Origin of the sequence: Mesorhizobium sp. M0621 (assembly GCF_040320745.1) — a bacterium.
GTDB lineage: Bacteria > Pseudomonadota > Alphaproteobacteria > Rhizobiales > Rhizobiaceae > Mesorhizobium.
This window is the reverse complement of the sequence record NZ_JAMYQF010000017.1, coordinates 93,507-119,665: the sequence shown is the minus strand read 5'-3', so window position 1 is coordinate 119,665 and position 26,159 is coordinate 93,507. Positions and strand designations below refer to the sequence as shown.

The window sequence follows — 26,159 nt, the reverse complement described above, 5'->3', positions numbered from 1 at the left end:
CGCCCCCCGCCGCGCGCCGCCTTGGGGTGGGGGGGGGCTAAACGCGGCCCCGCGCGCCCCCCCCCCGGGCTCCTTTTGGCGGCGGGCCCGCCGCGCCCCGCCCCCCCCACCGCCGATGAGGAAGGTCAGTGCCTTGCTGTCAGGCAAAGCTGTCGCGCAGGCTGGTCGCCGTACCGGTAAAGCGGCCATGCACCACGCCGACGACCGCGCCGAGCACCAGCCAGAACACCAGATTGGTCACTGTCACCGCCACCACGAATTGGTGATGCAACCCTTCCGGAATCGCCGTCTCGTAACTGCCGGGCTGCGGCGCGCCGACGATGTGCGGCGCGACGATCAAGGCCACGGCCAGGATCGCCAGCGGCAGCGACTTGCGGAAGGCGATCAGGCCGAGCCCGGCCGCGGTCATCGCTACGGTCGCCCACCACCAGATCTGGCGCTCGGTCAGATCGGCCGCGGGCATGGCCGGCAGTTCCGGCGGCAGGCCAAGACCCGGTGCCAGCGTGAACACGGCAAAGCCGGCCAGGCCCCAAAAGACGCCCTGCCGCCAGCCACCGATACCGCCGGCGAATTCGGAGACTGCAACCAGGATCAGCGCGAAGCCGATGCCGGTGACGATATTGGCAAGCATGCTGAAAGCGAAACGCTCAAAACCGTCGGCCGGCGCCCAGCCCTCGTCTTCGGCGGCCGGGGCGACTTCCGCTGCCGGAGCGGCAGAGCTCATGGCATTTCCCGACGGAGCGGCTGTGCTCATGGCACTGCTATCCGTTGAGGCCGGAGCGGCATGGTCATGGTGATGCCCGCCGCCGGCCTGTTCGTAGACTTCCGCCTTCAGGATCAGCGGCACGGTGGCGTAGGCCTGCAGGCAGGCAAGAACGACACCGGCCACGAGCCCTGCGATCGCCGCGATGAACACGACGTTGCGAAACAGGTTCATGATGTCAGATCCTCGTCAGTGGCAGGGAAACGCCATCGAATGGCGATAGTCGTGAGCCGCATTGTGGACCGCATCGATATGCGAGAAGCCGACAAAGCCCATCACGAAAATGCCGAGAAACGCAGCAAGCGCGAGCTGCATGAAGCGCGACTGCGAGGAGACGGAGGCGCCGAGGGAGACAGAAGCGGTAGTCATGTCTTGTCCTTTCGCCCTCCACCCGAGGGCATCGAAGTCAGTTTCCTGTCGCCGGCAGGTCTCCTGGCTCGCGGATCAGCGCCCTTCCCCACCTTCCCGAAGAAGAAATCTTCAGTGGCATATGGAGAGGACTACCGCACACAGTTGCGGGGGCAGCCACGGCATTGGGCGAAACTCGCCCTCACCGCATTCCCTCTTGGCTCCAAAATGGAACCGACGACATCAGCGACTATAGGCAGAATCCTCGCCTCCAGCAAACCAAATTCCGCCGGCAACCATCGCGAATGCGTCGTGCCAGACAACGGCCACAGGTGCCCGCAATTGACAATTTTCCTGGCCGGGTGTCGGCTGGCATCTTGATAGGAAGCCAGCCATGCAGCCCATTGCCAGCGAGCGCGATCCCTACAACGGCCTAACCCGGGCGGAAGCGACGCTGCCTTCATCGGCCTATTGGGATGCAGGCAGCTACCAAAACGATCTCGACGCCATCTGGTACAGAAGTTGGCTGCTGGTCTGCCGCGAGGCCGACCTCGCGCAACCACTGGCTTTCCGCAGATTCCGCATCGGCACGCAAGACATCGTCGTGCTGCGAGACGAGACCGGCGAGCTGCGCGCCTTCCACAACACCTGCCGCCATCGCGGTTCGCAGCTTTGCCAGGAGAGCGAAGGCCGGCTGAAGGCGCGGCTGATCACCTGCCCCTACCACGCCTGGTCCTACTCGTTGCGTGGCGACCTCGTGCGCGTGCCGTCGAAATCACTGCCGGAAGGCTTCGACAAGGCCGACCACCCGCTTTATCGGGTAGCACTCTCGGTGTGGCGCGGCTTTGTCTTCGTCAATCTGCAGGAGGACGCGACCGGTTCGGCGCAGGCATCCTTCGATCCCGCCTCCGGCGATCTCGGCAATTGGCCGCTGGAGACGCTGGTGAGCGGCCATGTGCTGCGCAAGGTGATGCACTGCAACTGGAAGGTCTTTTGGGAAAACTTCAACGAGTGCCTGCATTGCCCTGGTGTTCACAAGGACCTGTCGCGGCTGGTGCCGATCTATGGCCGCGGCCTGATGAGCCGGCACGACGACCCCGAATGGGTTCGCCACACCGACAATGACGCGCCGGAGTTTTCCGGCGGCCTGCGTGCCGGCGCCGAGACATGGTCGCGCGACGGCCAGGCGCACGGGCCGGTCTTCTCGAGCCTGACACCTGCCGAGCGCACTGCGGGCCAGACCTACGCCACCAACCTGCCGTCGATGTTCATCGTCGGCCATGTCGACTATGTCAGAACGGTAAGGCTGGTACCGCTCGGCCCCGAACAGACCGAGCTTGTCGCGGAATGGCTGTTTGCGCCCGAGGCGCTCGCCGCGACCGACATCGACAACATCGTCGCCTTCGGCACCCAGGTACTGGAGGAGGACGCAACGATCTGCGAGGTCAACCAGAGAGGCCTGCGCTCGATGCGCCACGCGGCCGGTGTGCTGATGCCCGAGGAATACGACCTGCACCACTTCCACAATTGGGTGCGCGGGCGGCACGCGGCTCTTCCGCCCAAGCCCTGAACATCACAGCGATTTCGGCAGATAGCGCCAGGTCACAAACCCGCAAACCGCCGCCAGCAGGCCGAGCGTGACGAACACCGAGCCCAGGCCGAAGAAGGCCAGCACCACCGAATAAACCAGCGGCGGCGTCAATTCGGAAAAATCGAGATAGGTGCGGTAGACCGCCGCCATCTGCGATCTTTCATAGGAGCGCACCGAGCGCATGAACGCGGTCGAGCCGAGTGCGTCGAGCGCGATGGTGAAGAACGCGCCGCCAAGCAGGAAGGCGCCGGTGAGCAGCGGCACGGTTTCGCCGACGAAGCCCGCCGCCAACAGCATGGCCGACATGGCGAAATAGGCAAATGTCATGGTCCTGCGGCCGCCGAAGCGCTTTCCTGCCTTGCCCCAGAAGATGGCCATGAACAGCAGTGCGTTGCCGGCCGAAACCAGCAAGCCACCTGCCAGCTTGCCCTCGCCGGTGATCACCATGAACAGCGGCCCATAGACGAAGAACGTCGTCCAGAAACAGGAGCGGCCGAAAGCGATCAGCCAGGCCAGCCGCAGCCTGGGCTGCGCGACGAAGCGGCCGATATTGGCGAGCGGATTGACCGGGCGTGTCTTGCCCGGACGGATCGACGGATTGTCGCCGAGCCGGTAGGTCCAGAACAGCGCCAGCAGGGCCAGGGCGAAGATCGCGACCGCGCCATGCGCGGCATAGATACCGAAGCGTGTGTAGAGGAAGATGCCGAGCGTTGGCCCGCCGGTCCAGGCCAACATCGACCATGCCATGCGCAGCGATTCGGCCTGCATGAAATCGGTCTTGCGGATGTGGTCCATGATGTAGAGGTTGAGCGTGATCGACAGCGCGCTGGCGCCCATCACACGGCACAGCATGCCGGCCAGTTGCCCGGCAAGCGTGTAGGTGACGAAGAACAGCGAGCCGATGGCCAGCAGGCAGGCGCCTGCTGTGTAGACCCAGCGCCGCGCAAAGCGGCGGATCAGCATCGGCATGAACAATGTCACCGACAGGCCGAGCATCGCCACGACGGTGTAGAGGATCGAGACGATCTGCTCGTTGTGCAGTATCTCGTAGGCCTGGATCGGGATGACGCTCGACACCGTGGCGCGGGCGAAGGATTCGACTGCATAAAGCGAGGCGAAGGTGCGCGCGTCCGCGGCCTTTAGGGCCGGAAGCCAGATCGGATGGCGCACATGGGTGGACATTGCTTCCCCAAAGCAGAATCTATCGGACCAAATCTGCCGTGGCGATCTTTGCGCCAATAAGAGGAAACCGACGCGTACCCGGCAAAAAGCGAAGTCGGCCAAAGGCTTCCCGGCCCTGGCCTAATGCGGCGCCTGATCCGGCATCCACGGCACTGTTCATGGCAAAGCTGCTGGCCTTCTTTTGTCTGGGGCAACCGTGATAGTCGTTTTGCGGGGCTGAATCAGAATGCGAGACCATGAGCATCCAAACGCCGACCGCACCCGTTCAGGATCGACCAAGGCGCATCGTCGCCATCGACATCGTGCGCGGCATCGCGCTGATCGCCATGGCGAGCTACCATTTCACCTGGGATCTGGAATTCTTCGGCTACACCGATCCCGGCCTGACCGCTTTCGGCTGGTGGAAGATCTACGCGCGCTGCATCGCCTCGACCTTCCTGTTCCTGGTCGGCGTCAGCCTGTACCTCGCCCATGGCAAGAAAATCCGCTGGAACGGCTTCTGGAAGCGTTTCGCCATGGTCGCCGGAGCCGCGATCGCGATTTCGATCATCACCCGCATCGCCACCCCGGACGGCTTCATCTTCTTTGGCATATTGCATGAGATCGCGCTCGCCAGCCTGCTGGGCCTCGCCTTCCTGCGTCTGCCGGCTTTGTTGACGCTGGCGGTTGCTGCGTTGGTCATTGCCATTCCGGTCTATTGGCGCTTCGAGGCTTTCGACCATCCATGGTTGTGGTGGGTCGGCCTGTCGGCGATCAATCCGCGTTCCAATGACTACGTTCCGCTGTTTCCGTGGTTCGGCGCCGTGCTTATAGGCATCGGCGTCACAAAGCTTGCCGCGGGCGCGGGTGTCTTGACGTGGCTGGCGAACCTCAAGTCCGGCCGCTGGGCCAACCCGCTGGTCTTCATCGGCCGGCACGGCCTGGCCTTCTACCTGATCCATCAGCCGCTGCTGATCGGCTGCGTGTGGCTGTTCTCGCAGATCATGCCGGCACAGGTCGAAACGCCGCAGGTGAACTTCCTGAAAACCTGCCAGCTGTCCTGCGAGCAGTCGCGCGACACCGAGTTCTGTTCGAGCTACTGTGTCTGCATGCTCGATACGCTCGAGGGCGAGGCCACGCTTGATCGGCTCTACAACAACGACCAGACTGCGGAATGGAAGGCACACCTGTCCGATCTCGCCGGCATGTGTACCGCCAAAACCGACAGCAAGTTGATGGAGGAAGGGGTCAAATGACCGAGAACCAGCCGAAGCAGGGGCTCATACCGTGGCCGCCGCTGATCTACATGGCCGCCATCGCCATCAGCATTGCCCTTGGCCTGCTCTACCCCCTGCCCTGGATCGGCGACCTCCTGGGCGATATTCTTTTCGCGGCCGGCTGGGTGGCCCTGTTCGCCGTCGCCGCACTCTGGCTCACCGCGATCCGCACCATGATCCGGGCCAAGACCACGCTCAACCCCAACGCGGTGCCCGATCACCTGGTCACGTCAGGTCCCTTCGGCATCACCCGCAATCCGATCTATCTGGCCAATACGCTGCTGTTGATCGGCGTCGCCCTTGTCTCGGGGATAGCGTGGTTCCTCCCGCTGGCGTTCATCGCGGCCTTCGCCACGCAGAAGATGGCCATCGAGAGCGAGGAAAAGGTGCTGGCGGCGAAGTTCGGCAAGAAATACCGCGACTACGCGAAACGCGTGCGACGCTGGATTTGAGCAAGCCTCACCGCGGGCGTCGGAATTCGAGATGTTGACTATATGGCGGCGACTTCTCCAGGCCTGCTTTCGAAATCAAACAGCCGCTGGGTAGCGAGCGCGGCGGCGCCCCGCGCCCAGGAATCGTCTGCCCAGTCCGGCGTAATCGGCGGTGGAGCCCACACGGCGTAACGCCCAAGTGCTTCGCGCATGGGCCCGAAGAGGTAGTCGCCGAAGCTGACTGCTTCGCCGCCGCCGACAATCACTTCCGGATCGACGATGTTGCAGAAATTGCCCAAAAATCTGCCGATGCCCTCGCCCGCGTCGCGCAACAAATTCACGGCTGTCTCGTCGCCCGCCTGGGCCGCTTCGAGCATGTCGTAGCGGTCGACATCGCCCGGAAGGCCCTTCGCTTCACGCCACCGCTTGACCAATGCCGGCTCTGAAAAAAATGTCTGAAGACAGCCGTGGCGGCCGCATTCGCATAGTGGTCCGTTCGGATCGTAGATCGAGTGGCCCATCTTGCCTGCCGCCCCGCTCGCGCCGTGATGGACCGAACCGTCGATTACCACCGCGCAACTGATGCCGGCGCCGATGGCCAGCGCGCCGACCGTGCGGTGATGCCGGCCGAGGCCGAACAATTGCTGGGCGAGCGCGAAAGCGTTGGTGTCATCGTCGGCCCACACGGGCACATTCACCAGGTCGGCGAGCATGCCCGCTATCGGCACGTCGATCCAGTTGAACCGGTGACTAAGCCGGCAGACGCCATTGTCGATCACCCCGGGCACGGCGATGCCGATACCGCCAAGCTGCGCGCCGGTTGGTGCCGCGCAATCGGCCAGCAACTGGCTGACGGCGGCGGCGCAGGCTTCTACCGTGCTTTGTGGCGACTGATCAGGCAGCATGACCCGTTTGGAGACAAGGGGAGTCGTTGCGAGGTCGGTCAGCACACAATCGATCGCACCGAGCATCAGCTTGAACCCGACAACCAGGTGGCCCGCATAATTGATGTTGATCGGAATGGGCCGGCGCCCCGGCGCTCCGATGCTGGCTTCTCCTTCGACCAGGATGTTCTCGTTCAACAGGTCCGTGACGACGAACGTCACCGCCGCCGGGCTCAGTCCGGTGATCGCCGCAATCTCGGCCCGGCTGATCGCCCCTTCCCTTCGCAGCAGGTTGAGGATCAGTCGACGATTGATCGAACGCGAGGTCTGCTGGTCACCTTTGAGTCTCATCCGAACCTCATTATTAATTTTGTAAATTAAGTATTGACCGACTTCCCCTGCATACGCTACGACTCCCCTCGGTTCAATTGGAATCCGGCTGTTCTCAGGGAGGAGATAAAAGCCATGGCCATCGCCGTTACAGATCTGTCCACGACAAGGCGCCGCTTCCTCAAGGGCACGGGTGCAGCTCTTGCCGCATCCGCCACGGGAGGGCTTTGCCTGCCGGCTTTGGCGCAGTCGCAGGAAATCGCCATCATTTCCAATCTCAGCAATGTCGGGCAACGTGACATCCTGCAACGGCTCGCATCCGAATATGAGGCGAAGTCCGGCGCCAAGATCGTCATCAACAATATGGATCACGAAACCCATAAGACGGCGATCCGCAGCTACCTCGTCGTTGGCGCCCCCGACATTTGCTTCTGGTTCTCCGGCAACCGCATGAAGGCCTTTGTCACCAAGGGCTTGTTTGACGACATCTCCGATCTGTTCGCCCGCGAGAACTACAAGAGCGTGCTTGGCGCGACGACAAATGCGGTCACGGTCGGCGACAAGCAGTATGGCCTGCCGATGGGCGGTCTGCTTTGGGGCCTGTTCTATCGCAAGGACGTCTTTGCGGACCACAAATGGACACCGCCGAAGACCTGGAATGACTTTCTCGCCTTCGGCGAGGCCGCCAAATCCGCGAGCATGATCCCGATGAGCATGGGCACCAAGGAACTTTGGCCGGCGGGCGGCTGGTTCGACCATATGAACCTGCGCATCAATGGTCTCGACAAGCACATCGCGCTGATGGACGGCAAGGTCCAGTACACCGATCCGATGCTGACGCCCGTCTTCGACAAATGGAACGATCTGATCAAGGCCGGTTTCTTCTCGCCGAACCACAGTTCCTTTGGTTGGGAGCAGGCCGGCGCCGCCCTGGCGCAAAAGAAAGCCGCCATGATGGACCTCGGCGGCTTCGTCAGGTCGGCCTTCTCCGAAGCAGACCTGCCGCAGCTCGCCTACGCGCCATTTCCCGAAATCGTCCCCGGCGTCGCTCGATATGAGGATTTTTCGGTCAACTCCGTCCATGTTCCCGCCAATGCGAAAAACAAGCAAGGCGCGCGCGACTTCCTGGCCTATTTCTACAAGTCGGAAAATCTGGGAGCCTTCCTGGCCGCCGAGGGAGCCATTCCGCCGCGCAACGACTGCCCGCCTAGTAGCGACCCGCTGGTCAACGCCGCCGTCGAAGAGCTGAAGAAGGTGGTCGGCACGTCGCAATACTACGATCGAGACACCGATCCGGACATGGCCCAGGAAGGCATGACCGGGCTTCAGGAGTTCATGGTCAAGCCCGAACGGCGCGATCAGATCCTCGAACGGCTGGAAAAGACCCGAAAGAGAATTTTCGGCTGACATGCCCGAAGCACGCGGCGGCTTTGGGACAACGCGATACATTCGAACGCCGCTTTGGTCCTCCCGGACTTGACGGGACGCCGCCCTGCCCGGCGGCTCCCGTCCCTTTTGGATGAATTTTCATGTCCCGCTTCTGGCGCCGAAATCGTCACTGGTTGACACCGGTTTTGTTCCTTCTGCCGGGCCTCATCCTGTTCAGCGCGGTGATCCTCGCCGCCTCTGTCGAGACGATCTGGATCTCGCTGCACGAATGGGATGGAATGGGCGCCAAGACCTGGGTCGGTATCGCCAACTATGTCGAACTGGCTGAAGACCCGCAATTCTACGTCTCGCTGAAGAACAACGTCATCTGGTTGCTGATGTTCATGCTGGCACCGCCGGCCGGCCTCGCGCTTGCGCTGATCGTCAACCAGCAGATCCGCGGCATGCGCATCCTGAAGTCGCTGTTCTTCGTCCCCCTGGTGCTGGCGACAGTGACAGTGGGCGTCGTCTTCGGCTGGGTCTACGATCCCAATTATGGCCTGCTGCAGCTCATTTTCGGCCTTTTCGGCGGGACCGCGCCAGCGCTGCTTTCCGACGAGAATTTCGTCACTTTCGCGGTTGCGGCCGCGGGCCTTTGGCCGCAGATCGCCTTTTGCATGGTGCTGTTCCTGGCGGGGCTGAACAACCTCGACGAGGACCTGATCGGAGCCGGCCGCGTCGACGGCGCCCGCGGTTGGCGCATGCTGCGCCACGTCATCCTGCCGCAACTCTCGCAAGTCGGGTTCATAGCGGTCGCGGTGACGGTGATCGGCGCGCTGCGCTCCTTCGACATGGTCGCGGTGATGACCACCGGCGGCCCCTATGGCTCCTCAACGGTGCTCGCCTACCAGATGTACGAGGAATCGATCTTTTCCTATCGCTTCGGCTATGGCGCTGCGATCGCCACGGTTCTCTTCGTGATCATGACCGCCTTTATCGCCTGGTATCTGCGTGGCCTCATCAAAGCCGAACGGAGCAACGCCTGATGTATCCGCGCCCCATTCCGGAAGACGCCAAGATCAAGCGTGCGCTTTATGTCGGCGGCGTGATCCTTGTCGTCGCACTTTGGCTGCTGCCACTGCTTGCCGTCATGCTGACGTCGATCCGCTCCAGTGAGGAATTGATGGCGGGCAATTACTGGGGCTGGCCGCAGAAATTCAGCCTGATCGAGAACTACACGGCGGTGTTCCAGCAGACCGCGATGCTGCGCTTCTTCTTCAACAGCCTGCTGATCACCATTCCGGCGGTCATCGGTGTCCTTGTCATGTCGACGTTGACCGGCTTCGTGCTGTCACGGTATCCGTTTCGCGGTTCCAACCTTGTCTTCGCACTTTTCGTCGGCGGCAATTTCCTGCCGGCTCAGATCATGATGATCCCGGTGCGCGACCTGATGGTGAGGCTCGGCCTCTACGACACCATCTATGCGCTGATCGTATTCCACATTGCCTTCCAGACCGGCTTCGCGACGCTTTTCATGCGCAATTTCATCGCCGCCTTGCCCAGCGAACTGTTCCAGGCAGCGCGTGCCGAAGGCGCATCGCCATTCCAGATATTACGCCATGTCGTGGTTCCTCTGGTGCGGCCGGCGCTGGCGGCATTGGCAATCCTCACCTTCACTTTCGTCTGGAACGACTATTTCTGGGCGATCGTCCTGACCCAGAGCGACGCGGTCAAACCTGTCACGGCCGGACTGAACAATCTGCGCGGCGAATGGACGTCCGCCTGGAACATCGTTGCAGCGGCAACGATCTTCGTCGCGTTGCCGCCGGTCGTCATGTTCTTCCTGATGCAGAAGCATTTCATCACCGGCCTCACCATGGGAGCGGTCAAGGGATGATGTCTCAAGCACCTGGACGCATCCAGAAAACATCGAAAGGCGCCTCGTCATGAGCAGCGTGGAATTGCGCAAGGTCGACAAGCACTATGCCGGCTACCACGCCCTGAAGACGATCGACCTTCAGATCGAAAAGGGCGAGTTCGTCGTCATGGTCGGGCCTTCCGGATGCGGAAAATCGACCTTGCTGAAGACGATCGCCGGCCTTGAGAGCATCAACTCCGGCCAGATCGTCATCAACGGCCGCGATGTCACCAGGGAAGAGCCCGGCGACCGCGGCATTGCGATGGTGTTCCAGTCCTATGCGCTCTATCCGCATATGACGGTGGCGGAAAACATGGGTTTCGGCCTGCGCATGGCCAACCGGCCAAAGGCCGAGATCGATGCTGCCGTCAAGCGCGCCGCGCAGATCCTTCGCCTCGAAGAGCAACTCGCAAAGCGTCCAAAACAGCTGTCGGGCGGCCAGCGCCAGCGCGTCGCGATCGGCCGTGCCATCACACGCTCGCCCGAAGTCTTTCTGTTCGACGAACCCTTGTCCAACCTCGACGCCGCGTTGCGCACCCAGATGCGGGTGGAGCTTTCAGGTCTTCACGCGCAGCTCGGATCAACCATGATCTATGTCACCCACGACCAGGTCGAAGCCATGACCATGGCGGATCGCATCGTCGTGCTGAACAAGGGCCAGGTCGAACAGGTCGGCTCCCCTCTCGAACTCTACGCCAACCCAGCGAACATTTTCGTCGCTGGCTTTCTCGGCGCGCCACGCATGAACTTCATCGAAATGACGGTGGAGACAGCCGACGCGACCGGCGTCACGCTGGCAGCCACCGGCATGCCGGCGTTTGCCATGACCGGCATCGACGTGTCCCGGCTCTCCGCCGGAGATACGGCGACAGTCGGCGTCCGGCCGGAACATCTTCATGTTGTCGAGGCAGAGGGTACCGGCCTGATATCCTTTCCAGGCCAGGTGCGGCTCGCCGAACATCTCGGGCGGGAGACCGTTCTCTACCTCGACGCATCCCCGCTTCAGACGACCAATTCCGACAGTGGCACCGGCAATTTCGCGGTCCAGCTCAACAAGATTTCTCCAGCTGGCATCGGCACCCGGTTGAACATCGGCTTCGACATCGGTGACGCCTACCTCTTCGGGCCGGATGGCCAGACGATCACGCCGAAGAAGCCTGTCATCTCGATCTGACCTTCAATCCGAAAGTATCATTCGCATGCATCGCAAGACGCCCGCCCCACTTTCCGTATGGCGACCACTCAATCTCGACCGCTTCCTGATGGGTGCGCCGCATTATCCCGAACATGTCGATGAAAGCAGCTGGCGGCGCGATGCCGAGCGCATGGTTGCGGCCGGCGTCAACACGGTGCGGCTGGGTGAATTCGCCTGGCATATTTTCGAACCATACGAGGGCAAGTTCGACTTCGCGCTTTTCGACAGGGCGATCGATGTCCTTGGCGCGGCAGGGATCGACACCATCCTGTGCACGCCAACCGCGACACCGCCGCGCTGGCTGACAGTCAATTATCCGGAGGTGTTGCGGGTCGACGTCAACGGCCGCCCGACAAGCCACGGATCGCGTCAGCACGCCGACACGACCAGTCCGGTGTTTCGGGCTCACAGCCGGCGCATCACGCGAGCCATGGCCGAGCATTACAGGAACAATCCTCGCATCATTGGCTGGCAGACCGACAACGAGCTCAACACGACCGTTTCAGAATCGTTCGCGCCGGCGACACGGCTGGAATTCCAGAAATTCCTCCAGCACAAATACGGTGCGATCGGCGCGCTGAATTTCGCCTGGGGCGGCCATTTCTGGGCGACAGCCTACGACGATTTCTCGCAGATCGACCTGCCGCGCCCGCTGATGCCGTCCTATCCTAGCCCTGGGCATGTGCAGGACTATCACCGGTTCCTGGCCGCCGCGACAGCGGCGTTCCAGCACGACCAGGTCCAGATCCTGCGTGCCACCAATCCGGACTGGTTCATCTTTCACAATCTTGGCCAGCTCGCCGACATCGATTTCCGCGGCCAGTTCGGACAGGATCTCGACTTCATCGGCTTCGACATCTACCCGATGCTGTATGACGAAATGCGGCGCACGGGCGGCCATGCGGCCACACAGGCGCTCCACCTCGACATCTGCCGCTCCTATACCGGCAATTTCATTGTGCCCGAGCAGGCCTCCGGCTTCGGCAGCCAGCCGGGTTTTTCAACGATGACGCCCGAGCCGGGAGAGATGCGCCGCATGGCGATGACATCCGTGGCGCGCGGCGCCGACGGCATCATGTTTTTCCGCTGGCGTCCTGCCCATTTCGGCGCTGAGATCTACTGGATGGGTGTCATCGATCACGACGATGTGCCGCGCCGCCGCTATGACGAGGCGAGCCGTTTCTTCCATGAGATCGCCGACATCAAGGACCAGATCCTTGGCACGGTCGTGCGCATGGACATCGGCATTGCCGGCGCCGACTTCGACAACCAGGAAGCGCACAAGACCTATCCTATAGGCTTGCCAAGCCCGCTCGACGACGCCACGCTTCTGCACCGCTACTGCTACCAGAAAGGCATAGCCTGCGGCTTCATTCACCCCGAGGACGATCTGTCACGGCTCAAGGCGCTCTATGTTCCGCACTGGGTGATGTGGAAGGATCAATGGAACGACGCCGTCGAAGCGTTTGTCCGCAATGGCGGCACGCTGATCCTGTCGGCGCTGAGCGGGACCAGGGACGATAACAACCACATTATCCCCGAGCAGGCGCCTGGAAGCGCCCTGTCGGCGTTGAGCGGCGTCGGGGTTGTTGAATTCGGCCGCCTGGTTCCGGAGGGCGGCACCGGGCTGTTCCCCCTGTTCCGGCAGGCCGCGATGGGCGCCTACGTGCCTCCGTCACCATTGCCGTCCTCGTCGGCGGAGCGCAAATATCGCTTCACCCTGGGCAACAGGCAGTTCGAGGCAGCCCACCTCTACGAACTGCTCGAGGTCGCGCCGGACGCCGAGGTGCTGGGCACATGGTCGAACCGTTTTTGCGCCGGACAGCCGGCCATCACCTCTCGCCAACTCGGCCAGGGTCGCGTCGTCTATGTCGGCACCTATCTGACGCCCGAGCTTGCCGAAGCAATCGCCGATGTCGTGCTGGCCAAGGCCGGCGTGGTGCCCTTGCTGCCCGAACTGCCGGCCGGGGTGGAGGTGTCCATGCGCGAAACCGACGACCGTCAACTGATGTTCGTTTTGAATACCAGGGATACTTCCATCACCGTCCCGAACGTACCGCCGGGCATCGATCTCTTGACGGGCCGGCCGGTTGGCGGCGCGATTGAACTCGAAGCCTATGGCTGCGCGGTTGTTTCGCTCGCCCTGTGAGAAGACGCAGACTTGCCTGGAACGGCCGCGATCATCGGCCGTTCAGGTGTTGACGCCGAGTTCCACCAGCCGCTCGACGCAGGATTCTTCGGCCTGGTCGAGCTCGGCCAGCGTCTCTTCGAGGTCGCGGCGCTTCTGCCTGAGATCCTCGCGCTTTTCCTCGATGCGCTTGATCATCAGCTTGAGTTGACCGACCTCGCCGGGCGGCTCCTTGTACATCTGGATGATTTCGCGGATCTCGTTGATCGAGAAGCCGAGCCTCTTGCCACGCATGATCTGCCGGATGAGGTGGCGATCGGACGGGCGAAACAGCCGCGTGCGGCCACGCCGCACCGGCTGCACCAGCCCCTCATCCTCATAGAAGCGCAGCGTCCGCGTCGATACGTCGAACTCGCGAGTCAACTCGGTGATCGAATAATATTCCCGCATAGTCACTCCCGCACGCCGGAATCCCGAGCGATCGCCCTGCGGCGTCGCCCTTCTGTCCCGAACCAAACCCATGCCATGCCGGAATCGACAAGGCGCCCCGCCCAAGCCTCGCACGGCGTTTACGTAAAAGTCAATTGAGGCACGACTGTACCTTTAGGGTACACCGAACCACCATGTGGCAATGCCGAGAAACGCAAAGAAGCCGACGACATCCGTGACCGTGGTGACGAAGACAGCCGAAGCAACCGCCGGGTCGACCTTGAAACGGTCGAGCAGCAGCGGGATCAGGATGCCGGCGAGCGCAGCCACGAACATGTTGATGATCATCGCCGCTGCGATGATGCCGCCCAGATTGGGATCACGGAACCAGGCTGCCGCAACGATGCCGATCAGGATGGCGAAGATAATGCCGTTGATGAAGCCAACCCCCATCTCGCGGCGAATGATGCGGCTGGCGTTGTAGATGTCGAGATCCTTGGTCGCCAGCGCCCGCACGGTGACGGTCATGGTCTGCGAGCCGGCATTGCCGCCCATGCCGGCGACGATCGGCATCAGCACCGCCAGTGCCACGATATGTTCGATCGTGCGGTCGAACAGGCTGATCACCGACGCCGCCAGGAACGCGGTCAAAAGGTTGATCAGCAACCACGGAACGCGCGAGCGCGAGGTCGAAAAGATACTGTCGGAGAGCTCTTCGTCGCCGACGCCGCCCATGCGCATCAGATCTTCCTCGGCCTCCTGCTGGATGACGTCGACGACATCGTCGATGGTCAGCACGCCGACCAGCCGTTCGTTCTCGTCGACGACGGCGGCCGACAAAAGGTCGTACTGCTCGAATTCCCGCGCCGCCTCTTCCTGGTCCATGGTGGCGGGAATGGCGTGCCGTGTCTCGTGCATGACCTCCTCGACCTTGACCGAGCGCTTGGTGCGCAGGATCTGATCGAGGTCGATGGCGCCGAGCAGCTTGAAGCTCGGATCGATGACGAAGATCTGGCTGAAGCGGTCGGGAAGGTTGTTGTCCTCGCGCATGTAGTCGATGGTCTGGCCGATCGTCCAGAACGGCGGCACCGCGACGAACTCCGTCTGCATGCGGCGGCCGGCCGTCTCTTCCGGGTAATCGAGCGAGCGGCGCAGCCTGATCCGCTCGGTGAACGGCAGTTGCGACAGGATCTCGTCCTGGTCTTCCTGGTCGAGATCCTCGAGAATGTAGACCGCGTCGTCGGAATCGAGTTCCTGCACCGCCTGGGCAATCTGCGCATTGGGCAGATTGTCCACGATCTCCATGCGGATCGCCTCATCGACCTCGGTCAGCGCTGAGAAGTCGAAATCGGCGCCCAAGAGGTCTACCAGCGCACGGCGCTGGTCGGGGTGCAGCGCCTCGAGCAGGTCGCCGAGTTCCGATTGGTGCAGGTCGTCGACTTCACGCTTCAGCGTGAGCGTGTCGCGATCGGCGATCGCGGCACCGATCTGGGCAAGGAAGGACGAAAGGACGGCGCCGTCCTCGCCATAGATGTCGGCGTGGTGCTCTTCGGCGGCCCTGGCGCCGGTCGTCCGTTCGTCCTGGCCTTCCACCAGCGCCTCCCGCCATCGCAATCCCGGAAAAGGTGCAAATCAGGTCTAGAGCATCGAACCCAAAAGTGGAAACCGGTTTTGGGAAATCCGGCGTCCTGACGGAGATGGACGTCGGCACGATTCGATTTGAGAACTTATCGCTCTAACGCTCGGAATATCAAACGAAATGGGTGCTTTTCCATCTCACCTGCTTCACCAGGAAAAGTATCGCGTATGCTCAACCTGACAATGCCTATCCTGTCAGAAACCAGCAGGGTTCCGTTCAGGACACGCGACAGCGCATGTCGCTGGGGAAAGAGCACCCCAGCGCGATTGGGTCAGAATTGTCCTGGTACAGGCTCCAAGGCGAACACTTGGATCCGCCTGTCTCCGCAACCAGAGCAACCAGACGCCCTTGAAGATAAAGCTGGAGACAACGAAAAAGGCAATCGAAGCGAGGCGCGTCCGCGTCGTCGTCGCCGAACGCAATCCGCTCGTCATTTCGGCGCTTCGCGAAATGCTGGAATGCGACGGGCGTTTCGAGCTTGTGGCCTCCGTACAAAGCGGCAAGCATTTCCTGGACCTGGCGGCGGAGGCCGAGTTCGATGTCGCCATCATCGGCTGGAAGCTCGCCGACATGGATGGCGCCGATGTCCTTGCCGAGGTCCAGAGCCGCAAGTTCGATGTGCGCATCACGGTGTTTTCCAATGACCACGACATCGGCATCCTGAAGCAATGCGTGCGGCTCGGCGCCCAGGGCTACTGCTTCCAGTTCGACGATCCGCCGATCATCTTCGACACGATCCTGGCCGTCGCGCACGGCCGCATCTGCATCCCCTATATCGACATCAACAAGGTCAACGACACGCCGCTATCGCAGCTCACTGTTCGTGAGCGCGAACTGCTGGCGGTGCTGTCCGACGGGTGGACCAATCTTCAGATCGCGACACGGACCGGTATCTCGGAAAATACCGTGAAGTACCACCTCAAGAATCTTTACGACAAGCTGGATGTCCGCAACCGGGCGATGGCCGTCGCGCTCTATTCGAGCGAGAGGCGCCGCAGTCCCAGGCAGCCTTTCGGGTAGGTCGAGCCCACCCGCGCGCGGCGACAATTTACCCGGCAAGGTGTTGTTGCCCAGCGCCGCCGAAACGACACTCACTCCACAAATTCTGGCACTCGCCACGAATTCTGGCACTCGGAGGAGTTCGCGCATGGCTGGGTTCACTCATCTTTTCATTCCAGGACCCACCAACATCCCGGAGCAGGTCCGGCAAGCGATGAACCTCCCGATGGAGGATATGCGCGCCGGATCATTCCCTGATTTCACGTTGCCGCTGTTTGAAGACATCCGACGGGTCTTCAAGAACGAGACCGGCCGCGTCTTCATCTATCCGTCGTCCGGCACCGGCGCCTGGGAAGCGGCGATGACCAATGTTCTCAGCCCCGGCGACCGCGTGCTGATGTCGCGCTTCGGCCAGTTCTCGCATCTGTGGGTCGACATGGCCGAGCGACTCGGTTTCGAGGTGGACGTGATCGACTGCGAATGGGGAACCGGCGTACCGCTCGACCTCTATGCGGAAAAGTTGAATGCGGACAAGGCGCATCGCATCAAAGCGGTCTTCTGCACGCAAAACGAGACCGCGACTGGCGTCACCAGCGACGTCGCCGGCTGTCGCGCCGTGCTCGACGCCGCTGATCACCCTGCCCTGCTCTTTGTCGACGGTGTGTCGTCGATCGGCTCGATCGATTTTCGGCAGGAGGAATGGGGCGTCGACTGCGCCGTCAGCGGTTCGCAGAAAGGCTTCATGCTGCCTGCCGGCCTCGGCTTCCTGTCGGTCAGCAAGAAGGCCCTTGTCGCTTCGAGGAGCGCCACCCACCAGCGCTGCTTCTTCTCCTTCGAGGACATGATCCGCGCCAACGACGCCGGCTATTTCCCCTACACGCCGGCAACACAACTGCTGCGCGGCCTGCGCACCTCGCTCGATCTGATCGCCGACGAAGGGCTCGACAACATCTTCGTCCGTCACCATCGCCTCGCCGAAGGCGTGCGCAAGGCGGTCGACGCCTGGGGCCTGAAGCTTTGCGCGAAGGCGCCGAAATGGCACTCCGACACCGTCAGCGCCATCCTCGTGCCGGAAGGCATCGACAGCGCCGAAATCGTCAAGCGCGCCTACCAGACGTACCGGACGTCGCTCGGCGGCGGTCTCAACAAGGTGTTCGGCAAGGTCTTCCGCATCGGCCATCTCGGTTGGCTGAACGAAGTCATGGTGCTCGCCTCGCTGTCGGCGGCGGAAATGGCGCTCCTCGATTGCGGTGTGCGGCTGGCGCCGGGCTCCGGCGTCGGCGCCGCCATCCAGCATTTTCGGGCCTCGGCCGTAGTGCCGGTCGCCGAAGCCGCATGAGGGGGAGCCGACCATGAGCCACACCATCAACCATCTGAAGAAACTGAGACTGCAGCGCAGCGAACTCGCGGTTCCCGGTTCAAGTCCGGAGATGATCGACAAGGCGGCGAACAGCGCCGCCGACTTCGTCTTCCTCGACATCGAGGACGCGGTGGCTCCGCCGGACAAGGAACGCGCCCGCAAGAACATCATTCAGGCGCTCAACGACATCGACTGGCGCGCCAAGGGCAAGACCGTTTCGGTGCGCATCAACGGCCTCGACACACACTACATGTACCGCGACGTGGTCGACGTGATGGAACAGGCCGGCGATCGGCTGGACACGATCCTCGTGCCGAAGGTCGGTGTACCGGCCGACCTCTACATGGTCGAGGCCATGGTCAACCAGATCGAGATGGCCAAGGGTTTCAAAACACGCGTCGGCCTGGAAGCGCTCATCGAGACGGCACTCGGCATGGCCAATGTCGAGGCGATCGCCGCGACACCAGGCCGCCTGGAGGCAATGCATTTCGGCGTCGCCGACTATGCCGCGAGCTGCAAGGCGCGCACCGTCAACATTGGCGGGCTCAACCCGGACTATCCCGGCGACCAGTGGCATTTCGCTTTGTCGCGGATGACCGTAGCCTGCAGGGCCTACGGCCTGCGCGCCATTGACGGACCATTCGGCGATTTCTCCGATCCGGAAGGTTACATCGCCGGCGCCAAGCGCGCGGCTGCCCTTGGCATCGAAGGCAAATGGGCGATCCACCCCTCGCAGATCGAGCTTGCCAACAGCGTCTTCTCCCCGCCGGAAAAGGAGGTCACCCGCGCCAGGCGCATCCTCGAAGTGCTGAAGGAGGCCGAGGCGCAAGGCAAGGGAGCGGCCGCACTCGACGGCAAGATGATCGATGCCGCGTCGGAGCGCATGGCGAGGAACGTATTGGTGGTCAACGAAGCAATCGAACGCGCCGGCCAATCACGCGTCGCTACGCATTGACTGCTTAGGGAGGACAAAAATGGACATCCACGAGTATCAGGCCAAGGAACTGCTCGCCCGCCACGGGGTTCACGTCCCGCGCGGCGGCCTCGCCTACAGCCCCGAGCAGGCGACCTATCGCGCCCGCGAGATAGGCGGCGGCAAATGGGTGCTGAAGGCGCAGGTCCATTCCGGCGCCCGCGGCAAGGCCGGCGGCATCAAGCTCTGCGCCAATGACGAGGAAATCTCCGACGCGGCCGAAGCCATGCTCGGCCGCAAGCTGGTGACCCAGCAGACCGGCCCGCGCGGCAAGCTGATTTCGCGGCTCTATCTCGAGGAAGCCGTCGACATCGCCCAGGAACTGTATGTCGGCTTCGTCCTCGACCGGAAGGAGGAGCGCGTCATGATTGTGGCGTCGGCCGCCGGCGGCATGGAGATCGAGGATATCGTCGAGAGGGCGCCGGATTCCATCATCCGGACCACGGTCGATCCCGGCGTCGGCATGCAGCGCTTCCAGGCGCGAGAGATCGCCTTCGGGCTTGGCCTGGATCAGAGCCTGATCGGCAAGGCGACCGAAACCATCTTCAGCTGCTACCAGGTGTTCCGCGACTACGATGCCTCGATGCTGGAGATCAATCCGCTGGTGGTGACTCGCGATGGCAACCTCGTCGCGCTCGACGCCAAGATGTCGTTCGACGAGAACGCGTTGTACCGGCGGCCGGAAATCTCCGAACTGCGCGACAAGAGCCAGGAAGACCCGCGCGAAACCTTCGCCAGCGACCGCGGCCTCTCCTATGTCGGCCTCGATGGCAATATCGGCTGCATCATCAACGGCGCCGGCCTCGCCATGGCAACGATGGACATGATCAAGATCGCCGGCGGCGAGCCGGCGAACTTCCTGGACATCGGCGGCGGCGCCTCGCCGGAGCGGGTGGCGAAATCGTTCCGTGCCGTGCTTGGTGACAAGAATGTCGAGACCATCCTGGTCAACATCTTCGCCGGCATCAACCGATGCGACTGGGTCGCCGAGGGCGTCATCAAGGCGATCCGCGAAGTCGGCGTCAACGTACCATTGGTGGTGCGGCTTGCCGGCACCAAGGTCGAGGAAGGGCGCCGCATCCTGGCCGATTCCGGCGAGGCGGTGATCGTTGCCGAAACGCTGGCGGAAGCCGCCGAAAAGGCCGTCGCCGCCTGGCGCGCGGTGTCGCTCAAGAAAGCAAACTGAGGGAGTTCGAAATGGCAATCCTGCTCAACCGCGGTACGCGGGTCATCGTCCAGGGCTTCACCGGCAAGATCGGCAGCTTCCATGCCGAGGACATGAAGCGCTATGGCACCAAGCTCGTCGGCGGCGTGACGCCCGGCAAGGGCGGGCAGACGCATCTCGGCCTGCCCGTTTTCAACACCGTCAAGGGAGCCGTTCGCGAAACCCGCGCCGAGGCCAGCATCGTCTTCGTGCCGCCGCCTTTCGCCGCCGACTCCATCATGGAAGCCGCAGATGCTGGCATTAAGCTGTGCGTCTGCATCACCGACGGCATTCCCTCGCAGGACATGATGCAGGTCAAGCGCTATATGCGCCGCTACCGTTTTGAGGACCGCATGCGGCTGATCGGGCCTAACTGCGCCGGGGTGATTACGCCCGGACAGGCACTGATGGGCATCATGCCGGGCAGCATCTATCTCCCCGGCCGCGTCGGCATCGTCGGGCGCTCGGGCACGCTCGGCTATGAGGCCGCCTCGCAGATGAAGGCGCTTGGCATCGGCGTCTCGACCAGCGTCGGCATCGGCGGCGATCCGATCAACGGCTCGTCTTTCAAGGACATTCTGAAGCTGTTCGAGCAGGACGACGAAACCGACGCCGTGGTGATGATCGGCGAGATCGGCGGACCGCAGGAAGCGGAAGCAGCGATCTGGGCGCGCGACAACATGCGCAAGCCGCTGATCGCCTATATCGCCGGGCTTTCCGCGCCAAAAGGCCGGCGCATGGGCCATGCCGGCGCCATCATCTCGGCCTTCGGCGAATCGGCGCAGGAAAAGGTCGAAATCCTGAAAGAGGCCGGCGTCGCCATTGTGCCGACGCCATCGTCCTTCGGCGAGGTCGTGGCCGATACCCTGGCCCGGAAGAAGGCTGCCTGATTCCGATCGAGCCGGCTTTCGGGCTTACAGCTTAGTCAACAAACGAAACGGCGGCGTGGTCTGAATGACGCGCCGCCGCTGCCGTTTCGAGCCTCGAGAAGGCCGACCGCCGTGACGTGTCGCACCCGATCTCACCTCATCGACATCAAGTTCGTGATCAGACCCGCTTTGATTTCGAGCGTAGGCGCATCGACCACTGGATGGCCGATGTCCCTCAACTGATCGACGGTCAGACCTGCGATTGCTCTGCGTCGTGCAGCGGTACGCCGCCAGTTTCTGAAAGCTGCGATCGTTACTGCTATGCTTTCCGGCAGTGCCCTAAGGAGGCGACCTTTCCTCGGATAGCGACTGGCGCGAGTTCCCGTATGAGCCATTTTGGCCCTCCCATTTCCAGATTACGGCCAGAGCTTGCCATGCCTGTGCTTTGCGGCTGTTCGGCCGCGCGCGAAAAAAAGAGAAAAACCGGCCCGCCGCTGCTAAATCTGCGTTAAATCGACCGACGGAAATGCTATCCAGCCCACTGGGGTCGAAGTCTGGAGCCAATCGTGCGCATTCGGTTGCTTGGCGGTCTCGAAGTTATTTCCCTTGACGACCAGCCCGTCCGCTTCAGCACGCGCAAGTCCTCGCTTCTTTTTGCTGCTCTGGTCTTGGCAGGCCGCCGAGGACTCAGTCGAGAGCCGCTCTCCGAGGTCTTTTGGCCGGGACGGGACGGCGCGCAGGCACGCAACAGTCTACGGCAGGCGCTTGTCGACATCAGGCGGCCGTTTCCAACGCGCAGCGATGCAGCCATCTACATCGAGGGAGACCAGGAATCCGTCGCGCTGACAGCTGGTTCCGACGAAGCGGATATCTGGGTCTTCGAGCAGAAGCTCAAGCAAGGCCAAGTCATTGATCTTGCCGCCGCTGCCGACCTCTATCGCGGCGACGTCCTTGCCGGCGAAGTCATCCCGGACGAACTGGGCGAGTGGTTTGGATCGCATCAGAGCAGATATCAACGCAAAGCACGGCAATTGGTGGAACGGCTGAGCCTCGCGCCGCTCGCACCCGACTCGGCGGAAGAGGCAGCCTGCGAAGGACTTGCGGAAAGGCTGCTCGCTTCGGACCCAACCGCGGAAGAGGCCCATCGGGCGCTGATCCGGATCTATGTACATCGGGGTCACGAAAATGCAGCCCTGCGCCAGTTCGACCTTTGCCGAGCAGCCTTGACAAAGCATCTGGGCGTGGAACCCGAGGCGCAGACAGGTTCCCTTGCAGCTTCGCTGCGATCAAGGGAACGAGTCGAGTATCAGCAGACCAAGGCGGATCTTGAGGTTGCGTCGGTGCTGCAGTCCAACGGCGAGGCCGCGATAACGCTGCCGCCGCTTCCGATGAAACCGTCAGTCGCCGTGCTGCCCTTTCAGAACCTGAGCGGCGACCCCGAGCAAGACTATTTCGCGGACGGTGTCGTGGAGGACATCACCACTGCGCTGGCTCGCTTCCGCCATCTCTTTGTCATCGCGCGGAATTCGAGCTTCGCCTACAAGGGTCGAACCGCGGACGTGAAGCAGATCGGGCGCGAACTCGGCGTGCGCTACGTGGTTGAGGGCAGCGTGCGCCGAGCGGGCGATCGCCTGCGCATTGCCGGGCAGCTCATCGACACTTCGACAGGTGCCCACCTCTGGGCAGATCGCTTCGACGGAACTCTGGCGGATGTGTTCGATCTCCAGGATCAGGTCACGTCCAGCATAGTGGGCGCAATAACACCGAAAGTGGAAGAGGCTGAGATCGAGCGTGCCAAACGCAAGCCGACGGAGAGCCTCGACGCTTACGACTACTATCTCCGCGGGCTATCTGCCTTTGACCGCACGATCACCGACAGATTGGTCATCGACGATGCCTTGCGGCTCTTCATGAAGGCGATCGAGCGTGACCCGGAGTTCGCTCTGGCCCATGCCCGGGCGGCGCGGTGCTACGCCACGCGAAAGAGTAACGGCTGGATGGTCAACCGCGCGGAAGAGATTGCCGAAGCCACTCGACTGGCCAGAAGAGCAGTCGAATTCGGGAGGGACGATGCGATTGTGCTCTCCTACGCTGGATACGTCCTCGGCTACGTAGGCGGCGATCTGGAGGACAGTGCCGCCTGCATCGACCGTGCGCTCACTCTCAGCCCGAACTCGGCCATTGCCTTGGGCGTCAGCAGCTGGGTGAAGGCTTGCTTGGGCGAGCCAGACGAGGCCATCGAGCACGCCGCGCTTGCCATGCGCCTAAGCCCGCTGGATCCACGCCTGTTCGCCTGGCAGTTCAACACCGGGCTCGCTCATTTCTGTGCTGGCCACTACGATGACGCCGTCGCATGGGCGGGAAAATCGTTGCGCCTGCAGCCGAACTACCCGAGCGCTATGCGCGTGGTGGCAGCAGGTCATGCGCTTGCGGGGCGGCTTGCGGAAGCACGGGAAATGACCGCTCGCCTGTGCGAATTCGATGCTGCGCTCCGCCTTTCGAATCTCGCGGATGTGTTGCCGCCATTTCGTCGACAGGACGATCGCGCCAGGTATGTCGAAGCACTTCGGAAAGCAGGACTGCCGGAGTAATCCGGTATCACCGGCAGGCGTGTCGAGTTTGGCGTTGCCCTTGGGGCATCAAATTGGTGCGGTCGAGAAGACTCGAACTTCCACGGGTTGCCCCACAGCGACCTCAACGCTGCGCGTCTACCAATTCCGCCACGACCGCACGTGGTAGAGCCGGAACCGACCGGCTCGCGGCGTGTAGCAAATCGTTTCCGGCGAAACAAGTGCGCGACACGTAATAATCACCAGCCATTTTGGCATAACGGTCAAGAAGCTTGAAACGCCCCTCGAACTGGACGTTTTGCCCGATTGCCGCCATATGAAGGACCAGGCATGTCGTCCAAAAAGGCGCCGAGCGGTTTCGGGACTACGACATGAACAAGACAACACCCGGGGCATGTCGCATTTGAAATGACGCGCCGTGGACGAGAGCCGTGATGACAGAACGCAGCCAGATAGCCACGTCGTTCCTGCCCCTGCCCGGCTCAGCGCCGGTCGAGTGGCTGATCGAGCCCGGCCTCACCGCCTATCCCGATGCGCTTGCCTTCATGGAGGCGCGCGCCGAGGCGGTCCGCAGCGGGGCTGCCGGCGAAATGGTCTGGCTGGTCGAACATCCGCCGCTCTACACGGCCGGCACCAGCGCCCGGAGCGAGGACCTGATCGACGCCAACCGCTTCCCGGTCTTCGCGGCCGGACGCGGCGGCGAATACACCTATCATGGGCCGGGCCAGCGGGTCGCTTATGTCATGCTCGACCTGAAACGGCGGCGCGAGGATGTCCGCGCCTTTGTCGCCGCGCTCGAACAGTGGATCATCGGCACGCTCGCCGCTTTCAACGTGCAAGGCGAGCGTCGCGAGGACCGGGTCGGCGTCTGGGTGGTGCGGCCGGATCGCCCTTCACTGCCGGACGGCTCGCCGGCCGAGGACAAGATCGCGGCAATAGGCATCCGGCTGCGGCGCTGGGTGAGCTTTCACGGCATCGCCATCAATGTCGAGCCGGACCTCGACCATTTCAGCGGCATCGTGCCTTGCGGTGTGCAGGACCACGGCGTCACCAGCCTCGTCGACCTCGGCCTTCCCCTGACAATGGCCGACCTTGATCTCGCGCTGAAATCCGCCTTCGAGGACGTCTTCGGTCCCGCCACGGCCTTGCCTGCCGAAGCCGCGCGTAAGGCCGGTTGATTTCTGCTGATCCGGTACGGCTCAAATTAGCTGAGCGGAGGCCCACAGAACGCCGTAGCCGTGGATGGCGAACACCGCCAGCAACGCTGCCGCCATGGCGAAGCGGTCGACGGTGCGGATCGGCTTCAGCTCATGACGCGGCTTGACCCCGCTGCTCATCGTCAGCAGGCTGAGAATTGAAAACACCGCTCCTGTAGCGAGCAGGAAGTTGGAGGAAAAGCCGGCCTGCCAACCCACCGCCAGGAAGGCCGAGAGCAGGAAGAACGAGGCCAGCGCCAGCGCGACCGGCCCCGGACAGATCTGGCGCAGCACCTGGCCGCCGTCGAACTTCCACACCGGCACCAGATTGGCGATGTTGAACAGGGCGGCGAAGCCCGCCAGTGTCGCCAGCAGCGCCGCCGCCAGCCGATGTCCTTCAGCGCCGGCAAAGGTGCTGGCGGCGATAGTGATCGGCACCAGGAAGGCGGAAAAGCCGGCGCCCATCAGCGCCACGAAGGCGACCTCGAAGCGGCTGTCATAGGGCCGCCCGCCAATGGCGATACCACCGAGCAATGGAATGAAGATCATCCGTGCCCTGTTGTGGCCCATCAGCCGAAATGCGGCCATGTGACCAAGCTCGTGCAGGGCCACAACCGATGTCAGGATCGCGGCCAATGCCAGCCCGCCGAAATGAAGCCCGAAGAACGGCCACAGGATCAGTGCGGAAAGACCAGCGAAGCCGACCTGGCTGAGCGGATGCTCGAACCAGCCGCCCTTGCGATACTGCCCGGTCCGCGCCCAGCGCTGCAGCTTGGAGAGTTCGCGGCGCATGGCGAAATAGCGGAACACCAGGAAGGCAACGCCGCGGTAGCGATCGGTCTGGCTGAGCGTCACCCGCGTACCGTTGCCCTCGGAAACGAGTTCGGTGGTTTCGCCAAAATCCTTCCAGAACGAAGCGTCGAGCGCGGTGTCCTCGAGGACACGCATCGAGAAGCGGCTGCCCTCGACAATGTCTTCAAACCGCGACTTGCGCTCGATCGGCTTGCCGTCGCGTCCTTCCCAGGACAGCATGATGCGGGCCACGCCCTCGCCGTCCGGCGCCTCGGCGGAAAGGATCTCACCGGACCAGCCGGCATCGCTGCCAAGCGGCCACAGCGCCTGCCAGAGGCGCTGTCGGTCCATCGCCACCACACGGGTCAACCGGATCGTGCGCAAACCAAGCGGCACGGTCATCAAGAGAAAGATCAGCCCGAGATTGCTGGCCACGAGAATGGCCGTGACGATGGGCGACACTTGGACGTCGCTCCCTGTCTTCTATGCACCCTAACGTCGCGGCGGCAAGAAAAGCTTAACGCGGGAACGACTTTCGACCGCCAGTCCCCGCAGCGGCGAACGCCGCCAAATCACATGGCTCCGATCCAGATCGCCATGGAAACGAGAAACGTGCTCATGCAAACCAGTGAGATGACATCCTGAACCAGATCGGTCATAACTCTCTCCTGTTGTTGATATGTTCGTATTTTGTTCTAATTTTGTTCAAATGTCAAGGCGCGCAATACGGCTAC

At 62.5% G+C, this 26,159-nt stretch carries 22 protein-coding genes, 1 tRNA gene and 1 riboswitch; of the genes, 15 read left to right on the top strand and 8 right to left on the bottom strand.

The annotated features are described in order from the left end of the window. Positions 1–139 precede the first annotated feature (139 nt). Positions 140–937 carry a CbtA family protein gene (locus NKI38_RS14725; RefSeq protein WP_352658696.1) on the bottom strand — a complete coding sequence of 266 codons (798 nt, stop codon included), beginning with the start codon at positions 935–937 and terminating at the stop codon, positions 140–142. 15 nt (positions 938–952) lie between these two features. Continuing rightward, positions 953–1,132, bottom strand: coding sequence for a CbtB domain-containing protein (locus tag NKI38_RS14720; protein ID WP_109667912.1), 180 nt, complete (start codon positions 1,130–1,132; stop codon positions 953–955). Positions 1,133–1,168: 36 nt separating this feature from the next. Next, a riboswitch (cobalamin riboswitch) is annotated at positions 1,169–1,365 on the bottom strand. 140 nt (positions 1,366–1,505) lie between these two features. Between NKI38_RS14720 and NKI38_RS14715 the strand changes: the two genes are divergently transcribed. Beyond that, positions 1,506–2,681 carry an aromatic ring-hydroxylating oxygenase subunit alpha gene (locus NKI38_RS14715; RefSeq protein ID WP_352658694.1) on the top strand — a complete coding sequence of 392 codons (1,176 nt, stop codon included), beginning with the start codon at positions 1,506–1,508 and terminating at the stop codon, positions 2,679–2,681. A gap of 3 nt (positions 2,682–2,684) precedes the next feature. On the opposite strand, the gene NKI38_RS14710 is transcribed toward NKI38_RS14715, so the two are convergent. Beyond that, the gene (locus tag NKI38_RS14710) at positions 2,685–3,884 is read right to left on the bottom strand and encodes an MFS transporter (RefSeq protein ID WP_352658692.1); all 1,200 of its coding nucleotides are present in this window, start codon (positions 3,882–3,884) and stop codon (positions 2,685–2,687) included. Positions 3,885–4,120: 236 nt separating this feature from the next. On the opposite strand from NKI38_RS14710, the gene NKI38_RS14705 reads away from it, so the two are divergent. Together NKI38_RS14705 and NKI38_RS14700 are read left to right on the top strand one after the other, a co-directional pair. Further along, positions 4,121–5,119 (top strand): acetyltransferase domain-containing protein, encoded by a 999-nt coding sequence (locus NKI38_RS14705; RefSeq protein WP_352658690.1) that lies wholly within the window; start codon positions 4,121–4,123, stop codon positions 5,117–5,119. Next, positions 5,116–5,592: a methyltransferase family protein gene (locus tag NKI38_RS14700; RefSeq protein WP_352658688.1), complete on the top strand. Its 477-nt coding sequence runs from the start codon at positions 5,116–5,118 to the stop codon at positions 5,590–5,592. The genes NKI38_RS14705 and NKI38_RS14700 overlap by 4 nt, the downstream gene beginning before the upstream one ends. A gap of 38 nt (positions 5,593–5,630) precedes the next feature. Here the strand turns inward: NKI38_RS14700 and NKI38_RS14695 are convergent, their stop codons facing one another. After that, the gene (locus NKI38_RS14695; RefSeq protein WP_352658686.1) at positions 5,631–6,806 is read right to left on the bottom strand and encodes an ROK family protein; all 1,176 of its coding nucleotides are present in this window, start codon (positions 6,804–6,806) and stop codon (positions 5,631–5,633) included. 114 nt (positions 6,807–6,920) lie between these two features. Between NKI38_RS14695 and NKI38_RS14690 the strand changes: the two genes are divergently transcribed. From NKI38_RS14690 to NKI38_RS14670, 5 genes are all read left to right on the top strand, one after another. Next, a complete protein-coding gene (locus NKI38_RS14690; protein ID WP_352658685.1) occupies positions 6,921–8,192 on the top strand; it encodes an ABC transporter substrate-binding protein in 1,272 nt (423 codons plus the stop codon). Between the two features lie 122 nt (positions 8,193–8,314). Continuing rightward, the gene (locus NKI38_RS14685; protein WP_352658683.1) at positions 8,315–9,199 is read left to right on the top strand and encodes a carbohydrate ABC transporter permease; all 885 of its coding nucleotides are present in this window, start codon (positions 8,315–8,317) and stop codon (positions 9,197–9,199) included. After that, a complete protein-coding gene (locus NKI38_RS14680; protein WP_352658681.1) occupies positions 9,199–10,050 on the top strand; it encodes a carbohydrate ABC transporter permease in 852 nt (283 codons plus the stop codon). Before NKI38_RS14685 ends, NKI38_RS14680 begins: the two co-directional genes overlap by 1 nt. Positions 10,051–10,099: 49 nt before the next feature. Next, positions 10,100–11,245: an ABC transporter ATP-binding protein gene (locus NKI38_RS14675; RefSeq protein ID WP_352658679.1), complete on the top strand. Its 1,146-nt coding sequence runs from the start codon at positions 10,100–10,102 to the stop codon at positions 11,243–11,245. A gap of 25 nt (positions 11,246–11,270) precedes the next feature. Continuing rightward, the gene (locus NKI38_RS14670; protein WP_352658677.1) at positions 11,271–13,415 is read left to right on the top strand and encodes a beta-galactosidase; all 2,145 of its coding nucleotides are present in this window, start codon (positions 11,271–11,273) and stop codon (positions 13,413–13,415) included. 42 nt (positions 13,416–13,457) lie between these two features. On the opposite strand, the gene NKI38_RS14665 is transcribed toward NKI38_RS14670, so the two are convergent. After that, positions 13,458–13,844: a MerR family transcriptional regulator gene (locus NKI38_RS14665; protein WP_006203215.1), complete on the bottom strand. Its 387-nt coding sequence runs from the start codon at positions 13,842–13,844 to the stop codon at positions 13,458–13,460. Positions 13,845–13,997: 153 nt separating this feature from the next. Continuing rightward, entirely contained in the window at positions 13,998–15,416 is a 1,419-nt protein-coding gene (gene mgtE, locus NKI38_RS14660; RefSeq protein ID WP_352658675.1) for a magnesium transporter, read from the bottom strand. A 394-nt stretch (positions 15,417–15,810) separates the two neighbouring features. Between mgtE and NKI38_RS14655 the strand changes: the two genes are divergently transcribed. The 6 genes from NKI38_RS14655 (at position 15,811) to NKI38_RS14630 (ending at position 23,458) form a co-directional block, all read left to right on the top strand. Beyond that, on the top strand, positions 15,811–16,482 hold the full coding sequence (locus NKI38_RS14655; RefSeq protein WP_352658674.1) for a LuxR C-terminal-related transcriptional regulator: 672 nt from the start codon (positions 15,811–15,813) through the stop codon (positions 16,480–16,482). Positions 16,483–16,609: 127 nt separating this feature from the next. Continuing rightward, on the top strand, positions 16,610–17,800 hold the full coding sequence (locus tag NKI38_RS14650) for an aminotransferase class V-fold PLP-dependent enzyme (protein ID WP_352658672.1): 1,191 nt from the start codon (positions 16,610–16,612) through the stop codon (positions 17,798–17,800). Between the two features lie 13 nt (positions 17,801–17,813). Beyond that, entirely contained in the window at positions 17,814–18,776 is a 963-nt protein-coding gene (locus NKI38_RS14645; RefSeq protein ID WP_352658670.1) for an HpcH/HpaI aldolase/citrate lyase family protein, read from the top strand. A gap of 19 nt (positions 18,777–18,795) precedes the next feature. Continuing rightward, positions 18,796–19,980, top strand: a complete 1,185-nt coding sequence (locus NKI38_RS14640) for a malate--CoA ligase subunit beta (protein WP_352632444.1) — start codon at positions 18,796–18,798, stop codon at positions 19,978–19,980. An 11-nt stretch (positions 19,981–19,991) separates the two neighbouring features. Then, the gene (gene sucD / locus NKI38_RS14635; RefSeq protein ID WP_352632446.1) at positions 19,992–20,888 is read left to right on the top strand and encodes a succinate--CoA ligase subunit alpha; all 897 of its coding nucleotides are present in this window, start codon (positions 19,992–19,994) and stop codon (positions 20,886–20,888) included. A 545-nt stretch (positions 20,889–21,433) separates the two neighbouring features. Then, positions 21,434–23,458, top strand: a complete 2,025-nt coding sequence (locus tag NKI38_RS14630) for a BTAD domain-containing putative transcriptional regulator (protein ID WP_352632448.1) — start codon at positions 21,434–21,436, stop codon at positions 23,456–23,458. A 54-nt stretch (positions 23,459–23,512) separates the two neighbouring features. Here the strand turns inward: NKI38_RS14630 and NKI38_RS14625 are convergent. Continuing rightward, positions 23,513–23,597: transfer RNA gene (locus tag NKI38_RS14625), tRNA-Leu, on the bottom strand. A 274-nt stretch (positions 23,598–23,871) separates the two neighbouring features. Between NKI38_RS14625 and lipB the strand changes: the two genes are divergently transcribed. After that, positions 23,872–24,615: a lipoyl(octanoyl) transferase LipB gene (gene lipB / locus NKI38_RS14620; RefSeq protein WP_352632450.1), complete on the top strand. Its 744-nt coding sequence runs from the start codon at positions 23,872–23,874 to the stop codon at positions 24,613–24,615. 21 nt (positions 24,616–24,636) lie between these two features. Here lipB and NKI38_RS14615 read toward each other — a convergent pair whose 3' ends face one another. Next, positions 24,637–25,887, bottom strand: a complete 1,251-nt coding sequence (locus NKI38_RS14615; protein ID WP_352658668.1) for a site-2 protease family protein — start codon at positions 25,885–25,887, stop codon at positions 24,637–24,639. Positions 25,888–26,159: the final 272 nt, after the last annotated feature.